This window comes from Leeuwenhoekiella polynyae (assembly GCF_004104075.1).
GTDB lineage: Bacteria > Bacteroidota > Bacteroidia > Flavobacteriales > Flavobacteriaceae > Leeuwenhoekiella > Leeuwenhoekiella polynyae.
The window spans coordinates 1-23,313 of sequence record NZ_QOVK01000014.1; the positions used below are offsets into that span (position 1 = coordinate 1).

Annotated in this window: 17 protein-coding genes and 1 pseudogene; 13 read left to right on the forward strand and 5 right to left on the reverse strand. The window is 40.5% G+C overall.

Annotated features, from left to right (window positions below; genetic code table 11):
- The 8 genes and pseudogenes from DSM02_RS13690 to DSM02_RS13725 form a co-directional block, all read left to right on the forward strand.
- Positions 1 to 192: pseudogene (locus DSM02_RS13690) on the forward strand (Na+:solute symporter); the annotation flags it as partial.
- A gap of 412 nt (positions 193 to 604) precedes the next feature.
- The gene (locus DSM02_RS13695; RefSeq protein WP_128766189.1) at positions 605 to 3,019 is read left to right on the forward strand and encodes a glycoside hydrolase family 3 N-terminal domain-containing protein; all 2,415 of its coding nucleotides are present in this window, start codon (positions 605 to 607) and stop codon (positions 3,017 to 3,019) included.
- Positions 3,020 to 3,022: 3 nt separating this feature from the next.
- A complete protein-coding gene (locus DSM02_RS13700; protein WP_128766190.1) occupies positions 3,023 to 4,474 on the forward strand; it encodes an alpha-L-fucosidase in 1,452 nt (483 codons plus the stop codon).
- Positions 4,475 to 4,482: 8 nt separating this feature from the next.
- Positions 4,483 to 5,934: an alpha-L-fucosidase gene (locus tag DSM02_RS13705; RefSeq protein WP_128766191.1), complete on the forward strand. Its 1,452-nt coding sequence runs from the start codon at positions 4,483 to 4,485 to the stop codon at positions 5,932 to 5,934.
- A gap of 11 nt (positions 5,935 to 5,945) precedes the next feature.
- Positions 5,946 to 7,796 carry a beta-galactosidase gene (locus DSM02_RS13710; RefSeq protein WP_128766192.1) on the forward strand — a complete coding sequence of 617 codons (1,851 nt, stop codon included), beginning with the start codon at positions 5,946 to 5,948 and terminating at the stop codon, positions 7,794 to 7,796.
- Between the two features lie 3 nt (positions 7,797 to 7,799).
- Positions 7,800 to 9,677: a beta-N-acetylhexosaminidase gene (locus DSM02_RS13715; protein WP_128766193.1), complete on the forward strand. Its 1,878-nt coding sequence runs from the start codon at positions 7,800 to 7,802 to the stop codon at positions 9,675 to 9,677.
- Positions 9,678 to 9,686: 9 nt separating this feature from the next.
- Positions 9,687 to 10,322 carry a copper homeostasis protein CutC gene (locus DSM02_RS13720; RefSeq protein WP_128766194.1) on the forward strand — a complete coding sequence of 212 codons (636 nt, stop codon included), beginning with the start codon at positions 9,687 to 9,689 and terminating at the stop codon, positions 10,320 to 10,322.
- Positions 10,323 to 10,328: 6 nt separating this feature from the next.
- Positions 10,329 to 11,369, forward strand: a complete 1,041-nt coding sequence (locus DSM02_RS13725) for a sialidase family protein (protein ID WP_128766195.1) — start codon at positions 10,329 to 10,331, stop codon at positions 11,367 to 11,369.
- On the opposite strand, the gene DSM02_RS13730 is transcribed toward DSM02_RS13725, so the two are convergent.
- A complete protein-coding gene (locus DSM02_RS13730; protein ID WP_128766196.1) occupies positions 11,366 to 12,118 on the reverse strand; it encodes a DeoR/GlpR family DNA-binding transcription regulator in 753 nt (250 codons plus the stop codon). The genes DSM02_RS13725 and DSM02_RS13730 overlap by 4 nt on opposite strands.
- A 186-nt stretch (positions 12,119 to 12,304) precedes the next feature.
- On the opposite strand from DSM02_RS13730, the gene DSM02_RS13735 reads away from it, so the two are divergent.
- The 4 genes from DSM02_RS13735 (at position 12,305) to DSM02_RS13750 (ending at position 17,001) form a co-directional block, all read left to right on the forward strand.
- Positions 12,305 to 13,900 carry a glycerol-3-phosphate dehydrogenase/oxidase gene (locus DSM02_RS13735; RefSeq protein WP_128766197.1) on the forward strand — a complete coding sequence of 532 codons (1,596 nt, stop codon included), beginning with the start codon at positions 12,305 to 12,307 and terminating at the stop codon, positions 13,898 to 13,900.
- Between the two features lie 67 nt (positions 13,901 to 13,967).
- Positions 13,968 to 15,461: a glycerol kinase GlpK gene (gene glpK, locus DSM02_RS13740; RefSeq protein ID WP_128766198.1), complete on the forward strand. Its 1,494-nt coding sequence runs from the start codon at positions 13,968 to 13,970 to the stop codon at positions 15,459 to 15,461.
- A 10-nt stretch (positions 15,462 to 15,471) separates the two neighbouring features.
- Positions 15,472 to 16,203, forward strand: a complete 732-nt coding sequence (locus DSM02_RS13745) for an MIP/aquaporin family protein (protein WP_128766199.1) — start codon at positions 15,472 to 15,474, stop codon at positions 16,201 to 16,203.
- Positions 16,204 to 16,221: 18 nt separating this feature from the next.
- Complete coding sequence (locus DSM02_RS13750; protein WP_128766200.1) at positions 16,222 to 17,001, forward strand: hypothetical protein; 780 nt, start codon at positions 16,222 to 16,224, stop codon at positions 16,999 to 17,001.
- Between the two features lies 1 nt (position 17,002).
- Here the strand turns inward: DSM02_RS13750 and DSM02_RS13755 are convergent, their stop codons facing one another.
- Both DSM02_RS13755 and DSM02_RS13760 read right to left on the reverse strand, forming a co-directional pair.
- Positions 17,003 to 17,686, reverse strand: coding sequence for a potassium channel family protein (locus DSM02_RS13755; protein ID WP_128766201.1), 684 nt, complete (start codon positions 17,684 to 17,686; stop codon positions 17,003 to 17,005).
- Positions 17,687 to 17,699: 13 nt separating this feature from the next.
- Positions 17,700 to 19,442 carry a TrkH family potassium uptake protein gene (locus DSM02_RS13760; protein ID WP_128766258.1) on the reverse strand — a complete coding sequence of 581 codons (1,743 nt, stop codon included), beginning with the start codon at positions 19,440 to 19,442 and terminating at the stop codon, positions 17,700 to 17,702.
- 196 nt (positions 19,443 to 19,638) lie between these two features.
- On the opposite strand from DSM02_RS13760, the gene DSM02_RS13765 reads away from it, so the two are divergent.
- Positions 19,639 to 21,063: a pyridoxal phosphate-dependent decarboxylase family protein gene (locus tag DSM02_RS13765; RefSeq protein ID WP_128766202.1), complete on the forward strand. Its 1,425-nt coding sequence runs from the start codon at positions 19,639 to 19,641 to the stop codon at positions 21,061 to 21,063.
- Here the strand turns inward: DSM02_RS13765 and DSM02_RS13770 are convergent, their stop codons facing one another.
- Both DSM02_RS13770 and DSM02_RS13775 read right to left on the reverse strand, forming a co-directional pair.
- Entirely contained in the window at positions 21,064 to 21,957 is an 894-nt protein-coding gene (locus DSM02_RS13770; protein ID WP_128766203.1) for a carbohydrate kinase family protein, read from the reverse strand.
- On the reverse strand, positions 21,957 to 23,294 hold the full coding sequence (locus DSM02_RS13775; protein WP_128766204.1) for a sugar porter family MFS transporter: 1,338 nt from the start codon (positions 23,292 to 23,294) through the stop codon (positions 21,957 to 21,959). Before DSM02_RS13775 ends, DSM02_RS13770 begins: the two co-directional genes overlap by 1 nt.
- Positions 23,295 to 23,313: the final 19 nt, after the last annotated feature.

Consider the following 23,313-nt stretch of genomic DNA (forward strand, 5'->3'; position numbering starts at 1 on the left):
CAAAAATGGTCTGTACCGGCAGGAATATTGGCTACCCTTGTAGGTTGTGTTACAATATATGGTGCACTGTTCAGCACCGGATACTGGATCTATGGTTATTATACCAAGGCCGGCATCCTAACGCTACTCACGCTGATTGCAACTGTAGTTCTGGTGAAACTATGGCAGCGCATTAAAACGAGAGTTTTTTGAGTTTTTTTAAATTGTTTCTGGTGAAAAGGGTGCTTGTACAAGCACCCTTTTTGTATTTATTGACACCGCCAATAGGTTTCATACCCCGAGGCTTGTCGTGAAATTGAAAATTTGTTTTTAACGTATGCCCCGTGAGCTTGCTCCGAGATAGTTTACTTTCAAGCTTTACAGAAACTAGAGTGTATTGAATATTTCAAGGCTTGACGAGTTCCAAATCTCAAAATTAACCAGTCCATTATTTTATTGAAAAAATCTTAATATTCAGCGTTATTAAGCTACGCTCTGCGGTTATTCAGCGATTATTTTTCAGATACCTTTAATGTTCTCTTAGTTTTAAAGAGCGTATTATCGTTATTCTGACAATTAGTATGAATTATTGATAATGCAGCTCAGCATAAACTACAAAAGTCCTATGTATTCTATTTATTTGAAAAAGTTGATTGCCACTGTTGCTGTGCTTGTTTCGGTGGCTCAACTTTTCGCTCAAGATAAAATTCCGGCGAATGCCGTGTATAAAAACTCAAAACTTCCGCTAGAACAACGCGTTAATGATCTTATTGATCGCATGACTACGGAAGAAAAAGTAGGGCAGCTCTCTACCTTATTGGGTTGGCCTATGTATACCAAAACTAAAAATGGTATAGAAGCTAGTGAAACGCTAAAAACCGCTATCGCTACTCAGAAAATTGGAGCCCTCTGGGGTACCTTGCGCGCCGATCCTTGGACACAAAAAACTTTGCAAACCGGTCTTAATCCGATGCTTGCGGCGGAGGCTACTAATGCGATTCAGAAAATTGCGGTTGAAGAAAGTCGCCTGGGTATTCCCTTGTTTTTAGCCGAAGAAGCCATGCACGGCCATATGGCCATTGGTACAACCGAATTCCCTGCTGCCATCGCTCAGGCTAGTACGTTTAACCCGCAACTCATCGAAAAAATGGGAAGCGTTATCGCAACCGAATTAAGAGCTCAGGGTGCGCATATTGGGTATGGTCCTATACTAGACCTGGCTCGTGAACCGCGCTGGTCCCGGGTTGAAGAGACCTTTGGGGAAGACCCGTATTTGATTTCAGAAATGGGATTGGGTCTTATAAAAGGTTTTCAGGGTAATGGGATAAACAATCCAGAACAGGTTATTTCAACTTTAAAGCATTTTGCGGCCTACGGGGTTTCTGAAGGTGGTCATAATGGAGGGGCGGTTCATATTGGCCAACGCGAATTGATGCAGGACTATATGTACCCATTTAAAAAAGCGATTGATGCCGGAGCTTTTTCGGTGATGACGGCTTACAGTTCGGTAGATGGGATTCCAAGTACAGCAAATAAAAAATTGCTTACCGGTTTGCTTCGGGAGCAATGGGGTTTTACGGGTTTTGTGGTTTCGGACCTCGGGAGTATAGAGGGTATTAAAAATGATCATCACGCGGCAGCAACACTTGAAGCTGCTGCTGCCATAGCGATGAACGCCGGGGTTGATGTAGATCTTGGAGGTAATGGTTTTGACGATGCATTATTGGCAGCGTTTAAAGCGGGTGACATCTCTGAAGCCCGACTTGACGAAGCAGTTAAAAAAGTCCTTCGGTTGAAGTTTGAAATGGGTCTTTTTGAAAATCCATATGTAGATGAAGAGAAGCCTGCTAAAGTGGTTCGCAGCGAGCAGCACATCGCTGTGGCGAAAGAAGTAGCTCTTGAAGGTATTACCCTTCTTAAAAATGAGGGAGGTTTGCTTCCGCTCTCAAAGAACCTCAAAAAAATTGCGGTAATCGGTCCCAATGCCGATACGATGTATAACCAGCTGGGTGATTATACGGCACCGCAGAATCCCGAATACATCATTACGCCGCTTGAAGGCATACGGGCAAAATGGCCCAATGCGCAAATTACCTATGCAAAAGGAACCGCAATTCGCGATACCACTCAAACCGATATTCCGGCAGCGGTTGTGGCCGCTCAGGAGGCTGAAGTTGCGATTGTCGTGCTGGGAGGCTCCAGTGCCCGGGACTTTAAAACCGAATATCTGGAGACCGGTGCCGCGACGGTTTCTACTAAAGATGACAACATTTTAAGCGATATGGAAAGCGGGGAAGGCTACGACCGCGCAACTCTTGACCTGATGGGCAAACAGCTCGAACTGCTTCAGGCTGTGGCCGCAACCGGTACCCCAACCGTGTTAGTGTTGATTACCGGCAGACCTTTATTAATCAACTGGCCTGCCAAACACATTCCTGCAATCCTAGACGCGTGGTATCCCGGTTCTCAGGGTGGACATGCGCTGGCAGACGTCTTAATTGGTGAGTATAATCCGGCGGGTCGTTTGCCCATCTCCATTCCGAGATCGGTAGGTCAAACGCCGGTTTATTACAACCACTGGTGGCCCAAATGCCGCGATTATGTAGAGGAGTCGGCAAGTCCGCTCTATGCTTTTGGTTACGGGTTGAGCTATACTACATTTGACTATTCAGATTTAAAAATTTCCCAAAGTGGAACTGATACAGACAAGCTTATAGAAGTTTCGGTAAGTGTAAAAAATACAGGAGCTCAGGCCGGGGACGAAGTGGTGCAGTTGTATCTGCGTGATGTTATAAGCAGTGTGGTCACTCCGGTAAAGCAATTGCACGGTTTTAAACGGATTCATTTAGCCCAAGACGAAAGTAAAAAACTAACTTTTAAGATTAGGCCTGAAGATTTAGCACTGTATAATGCAGAAATGAAACAGGTGGCAGAAGCAGGAGAATTTGAAGTACAACTGGGGGCTTCCTCAAAAGATATAAGACTTACAGACAGCTTTGAATTGACTGAAGCTATTTTACTCACAACTCAAACAAAATAAATTATGCGATTCCTTTCATACCCTAAGTTTTTTTATGTTTTGGCTATGCTGCTGGTTTCCCTAACCTGCAGTACTAGTCTTTTAGCTCAAGGAGGTAATTTGCACGAGCAATCAAAGATTTATCAGGCACCTGCAGATAAACAAGTACAAGAAAAACTTGCAGTTTGGGGCGAGCAAAAATTTGGCATGTTGATACATTGGGGTGTTTATGCGGTTCCCGGAATTATAGAATCCTGGCAGATTTGTTCTGAATCTTGGTTAGAGCGTCCCGAAGGCATCTCGTATAACGACTATAAAAAATGGTACTGGAATTTGAGTTCGGTCTTTAATCCTGTCAATTTTGACCCGGATCAGTGGGCAGATGCAGCAGAATCTGCAGGGATGAAGTATGTGGTTTTTACCACCAAGCATCATGACGGCTTTAATATGTTTGACACCCAGCAAAGCGACTATAAAATCACCAACGGACCTTTTAAAAATCATCCAAAAGCCAATGTGGCCAAACATGTATTTGAGTCATTTAGAAAGAAAGATTTTATGATCGGCGCTTACTATTCTAAACCAGACTGGCATTCGCAAGATTTCTGGTGGGATAAATATGCTACTCCAGATCGCAATGTGAATTACGACATAAGAAAGTACCCAGAGAAATGGAAAAACTTTCAGGATTTCACGTTTAATCAGATCAGTGAGTTGATGCACGATTATGGTGCTATTGATATTCTTTGGTTAGACGGTGGCTGGGTACGTCCACGTGAAACGGTAACCGATGAAGTGCGTGCGTGGGGAGCCCCTATTCCAGAGTTTAGTCAGGAAATAGATATGCCGCGTATCGCAAAAATGGCGCGTGAAGCCCAACCGGGAATCATCTTTGCAGACCGGACTGTTCACGGGCCCTATGAAAACTACCAGACTCCAGAGCGTTCAATCCCTGAAACTAAATTAGATCACCCTTGGGAAACCAACATGACATTGGGTAACAATTGGGGGTATGTGCCTAATGATAACTTTAAAACTTCGGCTAAAGTGATTCATAGCCTGGTTGAAGTGGTTGCCAAAGGCGGAAATATGCTTTTAGGTGTTGGCCCGCAACCTGACGGTTTTATGCCACCTGACGCCTTACCTATTCTTGATGAAATAGGTGAGTGGTTAGACCTTAATTCTGAAGCTATTTATGGTACACATGCTATTGATAATTACCATAGCGAAGCGACTTATTTTACGTCTAATGATAAAAACACTTTTGCAATAACCTTACTAGAAGAAGATACTGATACTCCAAAAACTATTTTTTGGGAAGGAAACTTGCCCAAGAAAGGAAGCAGACTTAAAGAAGTGAGTAGCGGAAAAACGTTAAAATACAGGATCAGCGGAAATAAAGTTACCATAACTATTCCTGCTGCTATTCGTAAAGAAGCAAAAGCAGCTTTGGCATTTTCATACAAATCAGAATAAAAGTAATTATGAATAAATTCTATACAGGCTTTTCGGTAATATTTGCATTGGTACTTACGAGTTGTGATTCTTCAAACAGTGAAGCACCAGAACCTTATGGTCCTATACCGTCAGAAGAACAACTCGCGTGGTATGATATGGAAATGAATGCATTTATTCATTTTACCATAAACACATTTACCGATAAAGAATGGGGGTATGGTGATGAGTCACCAGAGCTTTTTAATCCCACAAACCTTGATACCGACCAGTGGATGTCAACCCTAAAAGATGCCGGTTTTAGCGGGGCGATTTTGACTGCAAAACACCACGATGGTTTTGCGCTTTGGCCTTCAGAATATACCGATCACGATATTGCTGCGAGTCCGTATAAAGACGGAAAAGGAGATCTGGTTAAAGAAGTTTCTCAATCGGCTAAAAAATATGGACTTGAATTTGGCGTATATCTTTCTCCCTGGGATCGCAATCGTGCGGACTATGGCGAGCCCTCGTATGTAGATTATTACCGAGATCAGGTTACCGAATTATTTACGGGCTATGGGCCGATTTTTGAAATGTGGTTTGACGGCGCTAATGGCGGTGACGGCTATTACGGCGGGGCTAACGAAGAACGAAAAATAGACCGGGAAACCTATTACAACTGGCCCAAGACGATAGCTATGGCCAAAGAAATTCAGCCCCAGGTTTTGTTTTTTAGTGATGCAGGCCCCGATTTACGATGGGTAGGCAATGAGCGTGGAATAGGCGGGGAGACCCACTGGAATACCATTAGCACCGATACGCTGTATGCCGGTAAGTCTGACATTGGTGACATCCTGCAAAACGGTTCGCCAGATGGTAAAAACTGGGTTCCTGCAGAAGTGAATACTTCCATTCGCCCGGGATGGTTTTATCACGCTTCAGAAGATTCGCTGGTACGTACGCCAGAAAATTTATTTGAATTGTATTTAACTTCAGTAGGTCGTGGTTCAACCTTGCTGCTCAATATTCCGCCAGATCGTCGCGGCTTGTTTCATGAGAATGATGTGGCTGCCCTGCAAGGCTTTCGTAAGATATTAGACAGTGTTTTTGCAACAAATCTTGCAGAAAAAGCAACAGCCACTGCAAGAAGTTATCGGGGTAAGATGGAGACTTTTGATGCCGCGAAAGTGTTAGACGGCGATGCAGAGACCTACTGGGCTACTGACGATGGCGTTACTACCGGAAGCATTGAACTGACTTGGGAAGCGCCCCAAAAATTGAATTATCTGGTACTTCAGGAATACATAAAATTGGGTCAGCGGATTGCCGCATTTACGGTTTCGGTTTGGGAAGATGGAAAATGGAAAGAAGTGCAAAGTCAAACAACAATCGGTCATAAAAGAATTTTAAAATTAAACGGTGTTGAAACCTCAAAATTGAAAGTAGACATTACTGAGTCACTGGCTTGCCCACTAATTTCTACTATAGAAGTTTATTAAAATCCAATCTTATGTTTAAAAAGGGAATCGTATTCATAATAATCCTGTTTTTTTTTAATGGTTTAATTGCACAAACTGACGCTGCTTTTAAAATAGAAAATGGCTCTTTTGTTTATAAAGGGAAGCCGATCCCTATCTATTCTGGAGAGATGCATTATGAGCGTATTCCTAAAGCATACTGGCGACATCGCATACAGATGATGAAGGCTATGGGACTCAATACCATTGCTACTTATGTATTTTGGAATTACCACAATACGGCTCCCGGCATCTGGGATTTTAAAACCGGAAATAAAAACATTACTGAGTTTATTAAAATGGCGCAGGAAGAAGGCATGTTTGTCATCTTGCGTCCGGGTCCTTACGCGTGTGGGGAGTGGGAATTTGGTGGTTATCCATGGTTTCTTCAGAATATTGAAGGGCTGAAAATACGTGAAAATAATGAAGCCTTTCTGGAAGCTTGCCGGGAGTACATCAACAGATTGGCAGAAGAAGTAGTTCCGCTTCATGTTAATAATGGAGGGAATATCATTATGACGCAGGTGGAGAACGAATTTGGATCTTATGTAGCCCAGCGTGAAGATATTCCTGCAGAAGAACATAAAGCCTATAAAAATAAGATTTATAAAATGCTGAAAGAAGCCGGGTTTCAGGCTCCTTTTTTTACGTCAGACGGTACGTGGCTTTTTGAAGGTGGTAGTCTTGAGGGGGTTTTGCCCACAGCAAATGGGGAGGGCAATGTCGCCAATCTCAAAAAAGCCGTTGATGCCTACCACAACAACGAAGGCCCCTATATGGTGGCTGAGTTTTATCCCGGTTGGTTAGATCACTGGGCAGAACCCTTTGTGAAAATCAGTGCTGCAGACATTGCAAAGCAAACCGAAGTATACCTTGAAAAGGGTATAAACTTCAACTTGTATATGGCACACGGAGGAACCAATTTTGGATTTACATCAGGAGCCAATTATAACGAGGAGCACGACATTCAGCCAGATATTACCAGCTACGATTATGATGCGCCAATTTCTGAAGCAGGTTGGGTAACGCCTAAATACGATTCTATAAGAGCTTTGATGCAACACTATGTTCCTTACGATATTCCCGAGGTGCCCGAGCAAATTCCTGTTATTGAAATCTCTAATATCAGCTTGTCTAAAAAAACTGATGCCTTATCCTACATCAAAAAACAAAACCCGGTAACTAGTGATAGCCCGCTTACTTTTGAAGAATTGGAGCAAGGCTATGGATATGTTTTGTATAAAAAACGTTTTACGCAACCCATCAACGGAACATTAAAAGTTCCGGGTTTGCGGGATTTTGCAACGGTTTATGTAAACGGAAAAAAAGCAGGGGTACTCAACCGGGTTTTCAACACGTATGAGATGCCTATCAAAATTCCATTCAATGGAAGTCTGGAAATTTTGGTAGAAAATATGGGGCGTATCAATTACGGTTCAGAAATCGTAAACAACCTCAAAGGAATCATCAAACCTGTTACGATCAACGATTATGAAATTACCGGTGGTTGGGAGATGTACAAAGCTCCATTTGTAGAAGTACCTCAGGATCTCAAATCTGAAACGATAAAGACCGGTAGACCAGTTATCTATTCCGGTAATTTTGAGTTGGATAATTTGGGCGATACATTTCTTGATGTGAGTGATTTAGGTAAAGGAATCGTTTTTGTCAACGGTCACAATCTGGGACGATATTGGCAAGTGGGACCACAGCAAACGTTGTATGTGCCGGGATGCTGGCTTAAAGAAAACAATAAAATAGTTGTATTTGAACAACTTAACGAGAAGCAGGTCACGGAGCTCTCTGGGGTTAAAAAACCTGTTCTTGAAGATTTAAAACTATAACATATGAAACATTCGGTTATTTTAAGATTAAGCCTGGTGCTTGTTTTGTTTTCTCTTTGCGGAAAACTTAGCGCTCAAAAAGGAGAACTTTCGGTAATTCCCATTCCTACGGAATATGAACTGGGAGAAGGGGAGTTTGTGATCGATCAATATACCGTGTTGTATGCAAATCCCACGCAAGTTGAAGTCACAGATATTGCCGAAGGTTTTCAGCGGCAACTGCGAACGGTAACTGGGATGCTGCTTCCGGTAATGCCATTGGCTGAATTTGAGGATCAGCAGAATGCCGTAGTTTTTCACCTTATGCCTGATGCCGAATTGGGCGCAGAAGGCTATCAACTTGAGGTCACTCCAGATCATATTTTAATCCATGCAAATAAGCCTGCCGGACTCTTTTACGCGGTGCAGACCCTGTACCAGTTGCTTCCGCCGGAAGTGGTAGAAAACGAGGTGGTTCGGGCTGTTGATTGGAGCGTTCCTGCGGTCAGTATTACTGATATTCCTGCGTATAAATGGCGTGGGTTGCATTTAGACGCCGGCAGGCATATCAGCTCCATTGATTTCATAAAAAAATATTTGGATCAGATGGCAGCGCATAAGCTGAATACTTTTCACTGGCATCTTACCGAAGATCAGGGCTGGCGCTTGCAGATTAAAAAATATCCACTGCTTACCGAAGTGGGTGCTTATCGTGATTCTACCTTAGTGGGGCATTACGGAACCAGCAAATACGATGGTAAACGCTATGGCGGATATTATACTCAGGAGGAGGCCCGGGAAATCGTTGATTATGCTAAAGATCGCTACATCACAGTTATACCGGAGATTGAAATGCCCGGGCATTCTACGGCTGCCGTAGCAGCTTACCCAGAGCTGGGTAATACCGATAATGAAGTTAGGCCTGCAACGACCTGGGGTGTATTTCCTGATATTTTTAATGTAGAAGAAAGCACTTTTGATTTTCTGGAGGATGTTTTGGTTGAAGTACTTGATATTTTTCCTTCTAAATACATTCACATTGGGGGCGATGAAGCACCAAAAGATCAATGGGAAGCCTCTGAGCGTATTCAGTTTAAAATAGATTCTCTGGGACTGAAAGACGAGCACGAGTTGCAGAGTTATTTCATAACCCATATTGAGAAATTCCTGAATTCAAAAGGCCGTCAAATCATTGGTTGGGACGAAATTTTAGAAGGCGGTCTGGCTCCTAACGCAGCGGTAATGTCCTGGCGCGGGGAAGAAGGCGGAATTGCAGCCGCAAAAGATGCGCATTATGTAGTGATGTCACCGGGTTCGCATCTGTATTTTGATCACGGGCAGGGAGACCCGGATCAGGAACCTCTAAATATTGGAGGATATCTTCCTTTAGAGAAAGTGTATTCGTATAAACCTACACCCGATACATTATCTGCTGACGAAGCTAAGTACATTATGGGCGCACAAGCCAATGTGTGGACCGAGTATTTGCCTACTTCAGACAGCAGGGAGTATATGGTCTTTCCACGTATTAGTGCTTTGGCTGAAGTGGTTTGGAGCGGGGAAGATCATAAAGACTGGGAAAGTTTTCAAAAGCGTATTCCTCAACAATTAAAACGCTATGAGCTGCAGGATATCCATTTTGCAAACACAATTTATAATGTGGAAATCCGTGCGAAATATGATGAAAAAGTTAAAGATTTTGAGGTTGTATTACATCCGCAGTGGGAGGGAACCGTACGCTATACGCTTGATGGGAGCACGCCAACAGTAGCTTCACCGGTTTACGAAAAACCACTAAAGCTTAAGGCCGGCACCAATGTGAAGGCTGGTCTTTTTGATGGCTCTGAATTAAAAGGCAGTATTACTTCGGAAACTTTAGTTATTCCGAAATCTAAAAATTAATATTCACTTATGTCAACACCTTATTTGAAAGAAGCTTGCGTAGAAACGCTTGATCAGGCACTTGCTGCCGAAGCTAAAGGAGCAGACCGTCTGGAGCTCTGCGCATACCTGGCTTTTGACGGACTAACCCCTGCGCCCGACCTGATCAAAAAAGTTATAGAGCAGGTGAAGATTCCGGTTCGGGTGATGATCAGACCGCGTAACGGAGATTTTAAATATAACGAAGACGAACTGGAGCATATGCAAAAAGGCATAGAGTTTTGTAAAAAACTGGGTGTTGAAGGAGTGGTTTTTGGAGTGTTAAATCCTGACTCCACCTTGAATCTGGAAGCTCTTGAGCAATTGACCAAGGTTGCAAAACCATTAAGCGTGGTCGTTCATAAAGCCATTGATGCCACGCCAGAACCTTTAGAGGCTTTAAAACAGCTCTTAAAAATTAAAGGCATAGATACAGTGCTTACTTCAGGAGGCAGGTCTAATGCTTTTGACGGGTCAGAAACCTTGAAAACTATGATGGAATTGGCTGGAGATCAAGTTGAGGTTATGCCCGCAGGTAAAATTACCCAGTTTAACCTGCAGGAACTTCATGCACAATTGGGAGCCAAATTCTATCACGGGAGTCGCATTGTAGGCGAATTAAAGTAAAAATACATGTTCAGGAGTTTTTTAGTATTTATAAGTCTTTTTGGTTTCTGTGCCTACGGACAAATACCTCAGGTTGATGTTTTAGTTGATAGTTCTATTTTTGAAAAAGCTCCTTTTAAACAATGCCATGCTTCGACTCTGGTTGAAGCCGCAAATGGAGATATTCTTGCTGCCTGGTTTGGTGGGGAATACGAGCGGCATCCTGATGTAAGTATTTATCAAAGTACAAAAACTGATACAGGCTGGTCAAAACCTTTAAAAATAGCAGATGGTCAAACGGCAAATGATACCTTGACTTACCCAACGTGGAATCCTGTTTTATTTAAAAATACGGAAAATGATTTATTGCTTTATTACAAAGAAGGCCCCTCACCATCAACCTGGTGGGGAAAGTTTAAGGTGTCTTTAGATGATGGTAAAACTTGGTCTTTACCAAAACAATTTCCGGACAGCATTTTAGGTCCTATAAAAAATAAACCCATTCAATTAAAATCAGGTGTGATTGTGAGTCCGTCTAGTATAGAATCTGAAGATGGAGCAATCTGGAAGTCGCACATTGAGCTTTCTAGCGACGGGGGATATACTTGGGAGCGCGTTGCTATTCCTTCAGCAGGTTCAGTTAAAGTGATTCAGCCTACTTTAATCAAACTTCCTGACGGAAATCTAAAAGCACTTTTACGCAGCGATCAAAATTATGTTTTAGAAAGTGTAAGTACGGATAATGGTAAAACCTGGTCTGAAGCTAAAAAAGGAAAAATGCTCAATCCAAACAGTGGGATTGATGCAGTTACGCTAGCTAACGAAAATTTTCTTTTAGTATACAATCCGGCTGAATCTGGAGCAGATTGGTCAGACGGGCGCAATAAATTGAATTTAGCTTATAGTACAGATGGCGAGAACTGGGAAGATGTTTTAAAACTTGAAGACGAGCCGGAAGGCGAGTTTAGCTATCCTGCGATTATACAAGATTCTAAGGGTTTTGTGCACCTCACATATACTCATAATCGTACAAAAATTAAATACCTCAAGTTGAGTTTCAAGAATTAAACCAAGGTGAGTTTTATTCCCATTTCGCGAATGCGTTCTGCATCTGATGCAGATAGCTCTTTATCAGTGATGATTTCGCTAATTTCATCCAGTTCGCAGATTTTAGCTAGACTGCGTTTGCCAAACTTTGAAGAGTCTGCCAGGAGAATGGTTTTCTGGGCGGCATCCATCATTTTTTTATTGAGAATCGCTTCTTCTATATTGGTAGTGGTGCACCCGTAATCAAGGTCAATCCCGTCTACACCCATAAAAAACTGATGCGAAGAAATATGATTTAAAATATGTTCAGCATAATGACCAGTTACAGATCCTGAGCGATGGCGTATATTTCCGCCTAGCTGAATGATATCTATATCTTTATGTTTGATCAATTCTATCGCAACTAGTAGAGAAGATGTAATTACGTTTAGTTTTCCTTTCGGTTTTATCGCGCGACCTAATTGTTGAACGGTGGTTCCACTGGCAATAATTATAGAATCATTTTCCTGAATCCGATCAGCTGCAGCTTCGGCGATTAATGATTTTTCTGCAGCAGAAATATTTGCTTTCTCAACCACGTCACGCTCATTCATATATGGATTTTCTAGAGAAGCACCACCGTGTGTTCTGAAAAGTAATCCTTTGTCTTCTAGTAGTTTGAGGTCTTTTCTAATGGTTACTGCAGATACATCAAGTCGTTCACAAAGGGTTGCTACCTTGATGTGTTTTTCTTCTTTTAGTTGCTCTAGAATCTGTTGATGTCTTTCCATATAGAATACTTAATTCATTTTGTAGGGAGTTACAAATATAAGGTGTAGAAAATCAAATGAAAACTAGTTTCTTTTGATTTCGGTTTTGATCGTTATTTTATTTAAACGAAATTTTAACTTTCGAAAATAATCGTTTTGTTTCATTATTTATATATTTGTGTGTAATTAGTAATTTTTAAAAACCAAATGAAGCAGAATATTTTCAGTCGGGAGCATATTATAAGTGAACTGCCACAAGTCAAAAAGTGGGATGTGATCGTGATAGGTGGTGGGGCTACAGGACTTGGTGTTGCGTTAGATAGCGTAACCAGAGGTTATAAAACATTACTACTAGAGCAGGTAGACTATGCAAAAGGAACTTCGAGCAGAAGTACAAAACTTGTTCATGGTGGAGTGCGTTATTTAGCACAGGGTAATATAGACTTGGTTAAAGAAGCTCTTTACGAACGTGGTCTTTTGGCTAAAAATGCGCCGCATTTGGTAAAGAATCAAAATTTTGTGATTCCTAATTATCGCTGGTGGGAAGGCATTTATTATACAATAGGTCTTAAGGCTTATGATTTTCTTGCCGGTAAACTGAGCTTAGGAAAATCAAAACACATCAATAAAACAAAAACAGTTGAGCGTCTTTCAACCTTGCGTCAAAAAGGACTTTACGGCGGTGTGGTTTATAGGGATGGTCAGTTTGATGACTCTCGTTTAGCTACAAACATCGCGCAGACTTGTATTGAAAACGGTGCAACATTGCTCAATCATTTTAAAGTAACAGATTTGTTACAAGATGATCAGAAGCAAATTATAGGTGTAGAAGCGATAGATATCGAAACCAACGAAAGCTATACATTTTCTAGTGATCTGGTAATTAATGCTACAGGCGTGTTTACAGATGAGATCTTACGTATGGAAAATGCGGAAGCTAAGAAGTCGGTTGTGCCTAGTCAGGGTGTACACTTGGTTTTTGATAAAAGCTTTTTGCCCGGTGACGATGCGATAATGATCCCAAAAACAGATGATGGTCGCGTATTGTTTGCTGTGCCGTGGCACGATAAAGTTTTGGTGGGTACTACAGATACTAATCTTGATGACCACAGTCTGGAGCCTCAGGCTCAGGAACAGGAGATTGAATTTATTTTGAAAACCTTCAATAATTACATTGAAAAGAAAGTTACGCGAGCCGATGTGAGAAGTATTTTTGCTGGGTTGCGCCCACTTGCTGCGCCCAAAGATTCTTCCGAAAAAACAAAAGAAATATCCCGAAGTCATAAAGTTATTGTTTCAGAAACCGGTTTGATTACCATTACCGGTGGTAAATGGACGACCTATAGACGTATGGCTCAGGATACCATAAATAAAGCAATTTCGCTTAAAAAGCTACCGAAGAAAAAATGCCAGACAGAGCATTTAGAGATTCACGGAGCCATGCCTACTGAAAACAGAGAAAACCATATGTATATTTATGGAACCGATCAGAAAGGGATTACTAAATTGGTTGATGAAGATCTTTCTTTAGGTGAAAAATTACACCCCAGACTTCCATTTTTAAAAGCCGAAGTAATCTGGGCGGTACGATATGAGATGGCACGTACTGTAGAAGATGTTTTGGCTAGACGGGTAAGAGCACTCTTTCTAGATGCTGCTGCTGCCCGTGATATGACCGCAGAAGTTGCTTCACTAATTGCAGGCGAACTCCATAGAGATGAGGGCTGGAAGCTTAATCAAATAGAAGAGTTTACAAAGTTGGCAAATCATTATTGCATAGATAGCAATACAGTTATCGCCTAATATTAATACAAATATCATCGCTCCTCAATGATAGTATTGAGGAGTTTAACCTTAAAACTTATATATAATGGACCAGTTTATTTTAGCTCTGGATCAAGGGACAACAAGTTCTCGCGCAATCGTTTTCGACAAGAAAGGTAGTATTGTTTCTATAGCACAGAAAGAATTTCAACAATATTTTCCCAAGCCGGGTTGGGTTGAGCATGATCCACAGGAAATCTGGTCTACCCAAGCAGGTGTAGCTGCAGAAGCAACTGTTTCTAAAGGTTTGAATGGGAAAAACATTGCAGGTATTGGGATTACAAATCAACGGGAAACCGTTGTGGTTTGGGATAGAAATACTGGTGAGCCTGTTTACAATGCGATTGTATGGCAAGACAAGCGGACTGCTGATTATTGTGAAGAGCTGAAAGAGAGCGGTCAGGCAAAAATGATTCAGGAGAAAACAGGACTTGTTATTGATTCGTATTTCTCAGGGACTAAAGTAAAATGGATTTTAGATAATGTTGAAGGTGCTCGTGAAAAAGCAGAAGCAGGTGATCTTATCTTAGGAACTATAGATACATGGTTGATCTGGAAATTTACAAAAGGCGATTTGCATGTAACCGATGTAACTAATGCGTGTAGAACGCTTTTGTATAACATAAATACGATGGATTGGGATCCAGAGCTTTTAGAACTTTTTGGAATTCCAGAAAGTATGCTGCCAGATGTAAAAGATTCTAGTGAAGTTTATGGTCACACAAAAACTACAGTATTTGCTTCTAAAATTCCTATTGCCGGTATTGCAGGAGACCAGATGGCAGCTCTTTTTGGACAGATGTGCACTAAAAAAGGAATGGTAAAAAACACTTACGGAACAGGTTGTTTTATGTTGATGAATATTGGGGATAAACCCATTATTTCTAAAAATAATCTGCTAACCACTGTAGCCTGGAGAATAAATGGAAAAACCGAATATGCTCTAGAAGGAAGTATTTTTATTGGTGGTGCTGTGGTGCAATGGTTACGAGATGGACTTGGTATTATTGCTAAATCTGAAGATGTGGAGCCGCTTGCAGAGTCTGTAGAATCTACAGATGGTGTTTATTTTATTCCTGCATTTGCCGGTCTTGGCGCACCGTATTGGAATCAAAAAGCAAAAGGAACCATTTTTGGTGTTACCCGAGGAACTACAGATGCGCACATAGCCAGAGCTTCTATTGAAGCGATTGCTTACCAAACTATGGATATTTTAAAATCTATGCAGGCAGATTCTGGTATTGAGATCAAAGAATTACGTGTAGATGGTGGAGCTTCGGTAAATGAAACACTTATGCAGTTTCAGGCAGATGTGTTGAATTCTATTACCGTTAGACCAAAAATCACCGAAACGACAGCTTTAGGAGCCGCATATCTTGCAGGTCTGGCTGTAGGTTTCTGGGAAAGTAAAGAAGAGATTCAAGAGATGTGGCAAGAAGATAAACGTTTTGAACCCAAAAAACCCAGAGCAGATGTTGAAGCGGGTATCAAAGGGTGGTATCGTGCTGTTAAAGCCTTAGAACATTGGACAAAACTTTAAGACGTATAGAATGACACCATTTATAGCAGAAGTAATAGGAACAGGACTGTTAATCCTTTTAGGAGGAGGTATAGTCGCAAACGATATTTTAAAAGGAACTAAAGGTCACGGTGGTGGGTGGATGACCATCACAACGGCTTGGGGGCTTGCAGTATTTGTAGGTGTAGTTGTTGCGGGACCTTATAGCGGAGCACATCTCAATCCGGCGGTTACCATAGGTCTCGCAGTTGGTGGTTTATTTCCTTGGGCAGATGTGCCTACATACCTCGCGGCAGAATTTTTAGGAGCAATGATCGGTTCATCATTAGTATATCTGATGTATAAAGATCATTTTGATGCTACAGAAGACGGTGGGCTCAAGCGTGCAGTATTTTGTACAGACCCGGCCATTCCCAATAATTTTAGAAATATCATAAGTGAGATTCTGGGAACCTTTGTATTGATCTTTTGTGTATTCTATTTTTCAGGAGCAGAAATTGTTGACGGAACCGGTACAAAAGTTGGTTTAGGATCTATAGGTGCAATTCCGGTTGCATTTGTAGTCTGGGGAATAGGGCTTTCTCTGGGCGGAACCACCGGTTATGCTATCAATCCTGCAAGGGATTTAGGACCGCGCATTGTTCACGCATTATTGCCTATAAAAGGAAAAATAAATAGCGGATGGAGTTATGCCTGGATTCCAGTAGTAGGTCCTGTTATTGGTGCAGTTCTCGCAGCACTTCTTTATCTCACCTTAAACTAATTTTCAGCTAAACTATTTATGAAATTATTTAAATCGGCCTTAGTGCTGGTGTGTATTTTTGCACTTCAGCAACTACAGGCACAGGGAGACTTACGCTCATCAAATCTTGAAATCGTAGATTCAACTTCTTCAAAATACCAGCCTTTCGACTTTAATTTAAAAGTAAAGACGATGCACTTGTGGAAAGGCTTACGTGTAACTGATGCTCCGGTTGTTGATGTAGATCTCAATTATACCTCACGAGACGGAAAATTTAAAGCCGGTCTTTGGGGTGGTGCTGGTGTAACCGGTTATTATACCGAGTTTGATTATTATGCTTCATATAGTACAAACGGCTTTTCATTGGCAGTTTGGGATATCAATAACTCGAGTGATTTTCCAGATGCAGAGATTTTTGATTACGATCGCAGTACAACTTCACATTTTGTTGATGTGACATTGGGATATCAGTTCAAGCCCATTCCGCTTAAATTATCGTGGAGTACAATAGTACAGGGTAGAGATACTTATATAACCAACTCCGAAAAATTGCGTAATGCTTTTTCTAATTATGTAGAAGCGAATTATGGCTTGATTCAAAAAAAGGATTGGTCGCTGAGTGCTTTTGTAGGAGGTGCTTTTTCATTTGAAAATGAGGCGCACTTTTATGGAGATCATCCTAATGTAACCAATTTGGGACTTATTTATACTAAAGAAGTAAGGGTGCTTAAAAAGTTCACTTTGCCTTTTGCAGCAACTGCAATGTGGAATCCTGAACAGGAATATGGCGCAATTGAAGTCGCAGTTACACTATTTTAGACTAAGAGTTTATGAATTTTCTAATGTCTTTATTAGAACCATAAAGAACTAAGATGTCGCCTTGTTCGAGTAAAAGCTTGGGCGTGGCGACACTTTGTACATCTATTATTGTTTTCTTCTTACCTATATTGGTTTCAACTTGAGCGTTTTTTAAGGTTGTTAAGACTAATAAATTATAACGCTCTCTAAACTGAACTTCCTCTACTGTTTTATTTGCATAACGCACAGGAAGTTTTACTTCTACAATACTGAAGTAATCATTCAATTCAAATGAATCAACAACACCGCGCATGCAAAGACGTTTTGCCCAGCGTTCTGCACTCTCTTGTTCAGGGTGCACGATCTCGTCAACGCCAATAGCATTCAAGACATTTTCGTGCAAGGTATTAACTGCACGGCTGATGAGTTTTTTAACCTGTAAGTTTTTAAAGAGCGCTGTTACCATAACGTTGGTCCCCTGGTTTTCGCCAATGGCAACAATTACAATATCAGTATCTTTTAGCGGAAGCCCGCTAACTGTAGATTCATCGGTGGCATCTAGACAAATGGTATGCGTTATTTTTTCTTTTAATGCATCTACACGAGGCATTTTGATATCAATCCCAATAACTTCATTTCCCTGAGCTGTTAATTTTTCAGCAAGAGATGCACCAAAACTTCCTAAGCCTATAATGATATATTTCATCTTCTAAATTCTTTTAATTGATCAAAATTTCTTCTGTGGGATAGCGGTATGCTTTGTGTTTGATTTTTCTAAATATAGCAATCATAATAGTCAGCATACTTACCCTTCCTATAAACATTACTAAAATCAAAACTCCTTTACTTGCTGCGGAAAGACTTGAGGTAATACCCAGACTCAATCCTACAGTACTGTATGCTGAAAAACATTCAAAAGCAATACTGAGTAGGGTTTTATCAGGGTCAAAGGAAGTTATTGCGATAACAGCAAAACCGATAACTACTAATGATAAAGAGATAATTGCAAAAGCACGTCTCACTGAAATGTCAGCAATTTCTCTGCGGTAAATTTCTATGCGTTCTTTTCCTTTTGCAAGACTTAAAAAATTTAAGGTTGCAATAGCAAAAGTGCTGGTTTTTATTCCTCCACCAGTAGATGCCGGTGAAGCTCCAACCCACATAAGTAAAAAGATTAGCATAATGGTTGAAAAGTGCAGCTGGTTCATATCAAGCGTATTGAAGCCGGCTGTTCTGGGAGTTGTTGCACCAAAAAAGGCTGTGACAAATTTACCAAACCCATCATGCTCTTCTAAAGTATTGTGGTATTCATTGATATAAAAAACGAGTGTACCTAGAACAGTCAAGGCACTTGTTGTGATCAGGGTTATTCTACTGCTTAAGCTCAAAACCCAGGGTTTGTAAACGATACTGCGATCTCTGTTTTTTAAAGGGGTTATGACTTTGTATTTCAAATATTTAATAACATTGATGACAATAGGAAAACCTAAGCCTCCAAATACAAATAGACCTATTAGGGTAAGCTGAAGTGCGTAATTATATCTAAAGTTGATGTCGTAGATTCCGTTTGAGAGCGTTGAAAATCCCGCATTACAAAATGCAGAAATAGAATGAAATACCGCAAAAAACGCACGATCTGTAAACTCTGGGATATCTTTTAATTTCAGGCTAAAAAAGATAATAAGTGCGCCAATAGCTTCAATAGAAAAGGTGATGACCAGAATGCGTTTTAGGGTAGAAAATACTTCGCCTATTTTTTGTGAATTATTCATATCACTCAGCACCACCTGATTCTCAAAAGAGGAAACACCTTTAAAAAAATAACTAAAATAACTGGCGAAGGTAAGAATCCCCAATCCGCCTAACTGTATTAAAAAGATGATGATGTTTTGACCCAAAGGTGTAAAATAACTGCCGGTATCAACCACAATTAGACCGGTTACACATACGGCGCTTGTTGAAGTAAATAGCGCATCTAAAAAGGAAATTCCATCGTAAGTGGCATTAGGTAGCGTTAATAAAAATGCACCAAACAATATGATACCTATAAAACTGGCAATAAAAAGTTGAGCAGGGTTTAGATGACTTTTTTTATAGCTAAGTCTTCGCTCTGCAAATTCACGTATAAAGGTGAGAATAATGGCTGCCTTCAACCATTTGTCATTGTATAAAAAACCCAGCTTTTCGTGCGCTTCGTGTCCAAAAAAATGAATTCCTATAATATAGAGAATGAGCAAAATACTGGCAGCATCAAAGAAAATAACCTGTGTGCTTAACTTTTTAGACTGAATAAAATACCTGATAAGTGTTGTGGCAATACCTATAAATAATACGATAAGGTAATAGGCATTTAAAAACAGCTGAATATCTTCAGACTGCTCATAACCAAAATCAAGAATGAATGCAAAAACTCCAATTAAGCTTAGAACAAAAGCAGAACGAAATAATGTATTTAAAGTCATTATTTTAGAAAGTGATTCTTTCAAATTCAGCGTATTGAAATTTCAGCGCAAAGTTACGCCAACTTGAATAGAGACTAGATTTAAAATCTTAAACTTTAGATAATTTTTGAGCAAGATTTTGGATACTTAAATCTTGTTGCTTAAAAGTTTTTGGGCGCTTCTTAAAGCCTTAATTTTGCAGAAAATTTAGAACCTTATGAAAGCACAACAAACAGCACGTTTAGAATTATCTGAGCAAGAAATGCGGGATTATGGCTACAAAGTGGTTGATGCTATTGTAGCGCATCACCTCAATCAACATAAAGAGAAACCGGTAGCTCAGGCAAGTCGTGCGGAGATGGACTCGTTACTGAGAGAGAACGTACCTGAAAAAGCGACTGCTGTAGATGATGTTTTTAATACTGTGATGGAAAAAGTGATGCCATATACCAACATCATGAGTCATCCTAAATTTTATTCTTTTGTGCCGGGGCCCAGTAATTATGTCAGCGCCATGGCAGATGCGCTAGCGACAGGTTTTAATGTGTTTTCTGGGGGGTGGGCGGCATCTCCTGCAGCAGCAGAATTAGAGATCGTGACCATAAACTGGTTACTCAGTCTTTACGGTTTTCCTAAAAAGCGAGGTGGTGGGATCTTTACCAGTGGCGGTTCAATGGCAAACCTTACGGCACTAATAACAGCCCGAAATATAAAATGCGGAGATGATTTTTCTAAGGCGGTGATATATCTTTCTGATCAGGCACATTCTTCAAACATCAAGGCGATACGTGTGATGGGCTTTAGAAAAGAACAAATACGTCTGATCCCAACAGACATGGAGTTCAAATTTTCTATCAATAAACTTAAAAATGCGATTAATAAAGATCGTTTAGAAGGGTGGAAGCCTTTTTGCTTATTGGCTTCGGCCGGAACAACAAATACCGGAACTGTAGACCAACTTACAGAATTGTCTGAGATTGCAAAAAAAGAAGATCTTTGGTTCCATATTGATGGAGCGTATGGTGGTGCAGCAATTCTTTCTAAAAATGGAAAGCAGCTTTTAAAGGGTGTTGAAAAGGCAGATTCACTTACTGTAGATCCGCATAAGTGGTTCTACCAGCCTTATGAAATGGGCTGTCTATTAGTGCGTAATCACAAGTGGTTGAGTGGTACATTTACTGAAGTCCCGGAGTACCTTAAAGATGTAGAAGGAAATAAATCTGAGATCAATTTTTACGATCATGGGATACAGCTTACACGTCGTTTTAGAGCGCTTAAATTTTATATGAGTGTAAAAACTTTTGGCCTTAAAGCGTTTCGAGAGGCGGTACAATACAATTTTGATTTGTGCGAAAAAGTAGAAAGTATTCTTCGGAAAAGTGCCAAGTGGGAAGTAGTTTCACCGGCAACGCTCGCGGTAATTAATTTCAGATATCACCCTATTAATCAAAATCTTTCAGAAGAAGAGCTTGATGCACTCAACTCTAAAATATCTGAGCGTGTGGTGAATTCGCGAGAAGCGATGCTGGTAACTACAGTTTTGAACGGACAGATCGTTCTGCGTATGTGTCTGATAAATCCTAGAACTACACTTACAGATGTAGAAGAAACTATAGCATTATGTGAGAAAATGGCAGGATAATTATTCTGCCATTTTTTCTAATATTTTTTCTTTTGAAATTTTTGCATTCGCACCTTTTTCACCTGCTACCAGCGAGCCTAAAGCACAAGCAAAAGCCAGTGATTCTTCAGGCTTGTTTTCAACCATAAATAGTTGATAGATCAAACCGGCAAGAAAAGAATCTCCTGCACCTACAGTATCAACAACCTCGATTTTATAGCCCGGGTGTTTGTAAATCTTCCCGTTTTGATATAAGATCGCCCCATCTCCACCACAGGTTACACAAATGAGTTTAGTTTCTGTATGCTTGCTGATTGCTTCAATTTGATCAGAAACATTTTGACTTTTGATGTCAAGATATTGCGCGATTTCTTCCAGTTCTTCATCATTCATTTTAACCATATCAGCCTGCTTCATAAACTGAATGAGATGTTCCATTTTATAATGAGGCGCACGCAGATTTACATCAAAAATTGAATAGTTGGCTTCAGTAAGTAATTCTTTTAAGGTATTGCGGGAAGTCCCACCGCGAGCCGCTAAAGATCCAAATATAAAAAGATCGGTTTGTTTTACTGCCTTTAGGTTGTTTTCGGTTAAAGCTATTGCGTCCCACGCTACAGGCTCCTTAATGGTGTATGAAGCGCTACCGCTTGAATCTAATCTCACCATAACCTGACCGGTCTCTAGGGAATCATCTTCTTGTATCAGACTTTGATCGAGATCAAACTTTTCAATCGCAGCTTGTGTATCTTTAGCGAGAGCATCAGAGCCTAATCTACTAATCATTTTTACAGTAAGCCCCAGACTTTTTAGTCGCAGACATAAATTGAGTGGTGCGCCACCCAGCGCTTTTCCATCAGGAAAAACATCCCATAAAATCTCGCCATAAGAAATGGCGCTTAACATATCTTTCATTACCCTAAGATTTTTTCTTCTAATTCTTCGAGAGAAATACCTTTAGTTTCCGGCATCATAAATTTGGTAAATAGCAATTGTAAAAACATCATAAATGCAAAAAATGCAAATATGGGCCAGGGGTTATCCTTAAAAACTCCGTTATCACCATCTAAAAATACAGGAGTTAAAAGAGTGATTAAAGCCGCAAAAACCCAGTGGGTTCCGGTACCCCATGACTGACCGTAAGCACGAACTTTATTCGGGAATATTTCTGAGATAAATACCCAGATGACTGCTCCTTGTCCTATAGCGTGAGATGCTATAAAAATCAAAATAAACGTGAGTAATACCGCAGGACTAGAACCATTATAAAAACACCAGGCAACAGTGACCAGACTGATGATGTAGCCTAAAGAACCAATATACATCAGAGTGCGTCTTCCTAGACGATCAATTAAACCAACGCCTACAAAGGTGAAAATAAGATTTACAACACCTATAGATATAGAGTTTAATAGCGAATCTTCTGTAGCCAAACCAGCTTTAACTAAAATCTCAGGAGCATAATACAAAATAAAATTTATACCGGAAAGCTGATTAAAGAATGCGATTAAAAAGGCGAGTACCAGAGGTTTTTTAAACCGCTTGGTAAAAAGTTTGATGTCGTCAGAAGTTTTAGCCAGTTCTGTTTTTATAGCATCTATTTTTTGCTGAGTTTCAGTTTTATCATAAACTTGATTTAAGACTTCAAAAGCAGCTTCCTCATCTTTTTTCTTATGGAGTAACCAGCGGGGACTTTCAGGAACTGTGAGTACTAATAAAGTATATAGAAAGGCAGGGATAGCTTCTACACCAACCATCCAGCGCCAATCGTTTTCACCTTGAAACCCTTCTAATAAATAGTTAGAAAAGAAAGCGATAAGAATACCCAGAACGAGATTAAATTGATAAAGCGCTACCAGTTTACCACGATTAGAAGCTGTTGTGATTTCTGAAATATAGGTAGGTGCAGCAACCGATGAGGCACCAACTCCTACGCCGCCAATAAATCTAAAGAACGAAAAAAGGTAAGGATCTGGTGATAGTGCAGAGCCTAAAGCTGATACGAAGTATAAAATTCCTATCCAAAACAAGGTTTTTTTACGTCCAAATTTATCACAGGGGATACCGCCGGTTAATGAACCTAAAACGGTTCCCCATAATGCCATAGACATAATGAATAAACCGTGAAACCATGGAGAAAGATTCCAAAGTTCTTTTACCGGAAGGTTTGCTCCTGAAATAACGACGGTGTCAAAACCAAACAGAAAGCCTGCAAGTGCTACTGTGATTGACCATTTTTGAACTGCTTTCATAAACGTGAATTAATTCGGA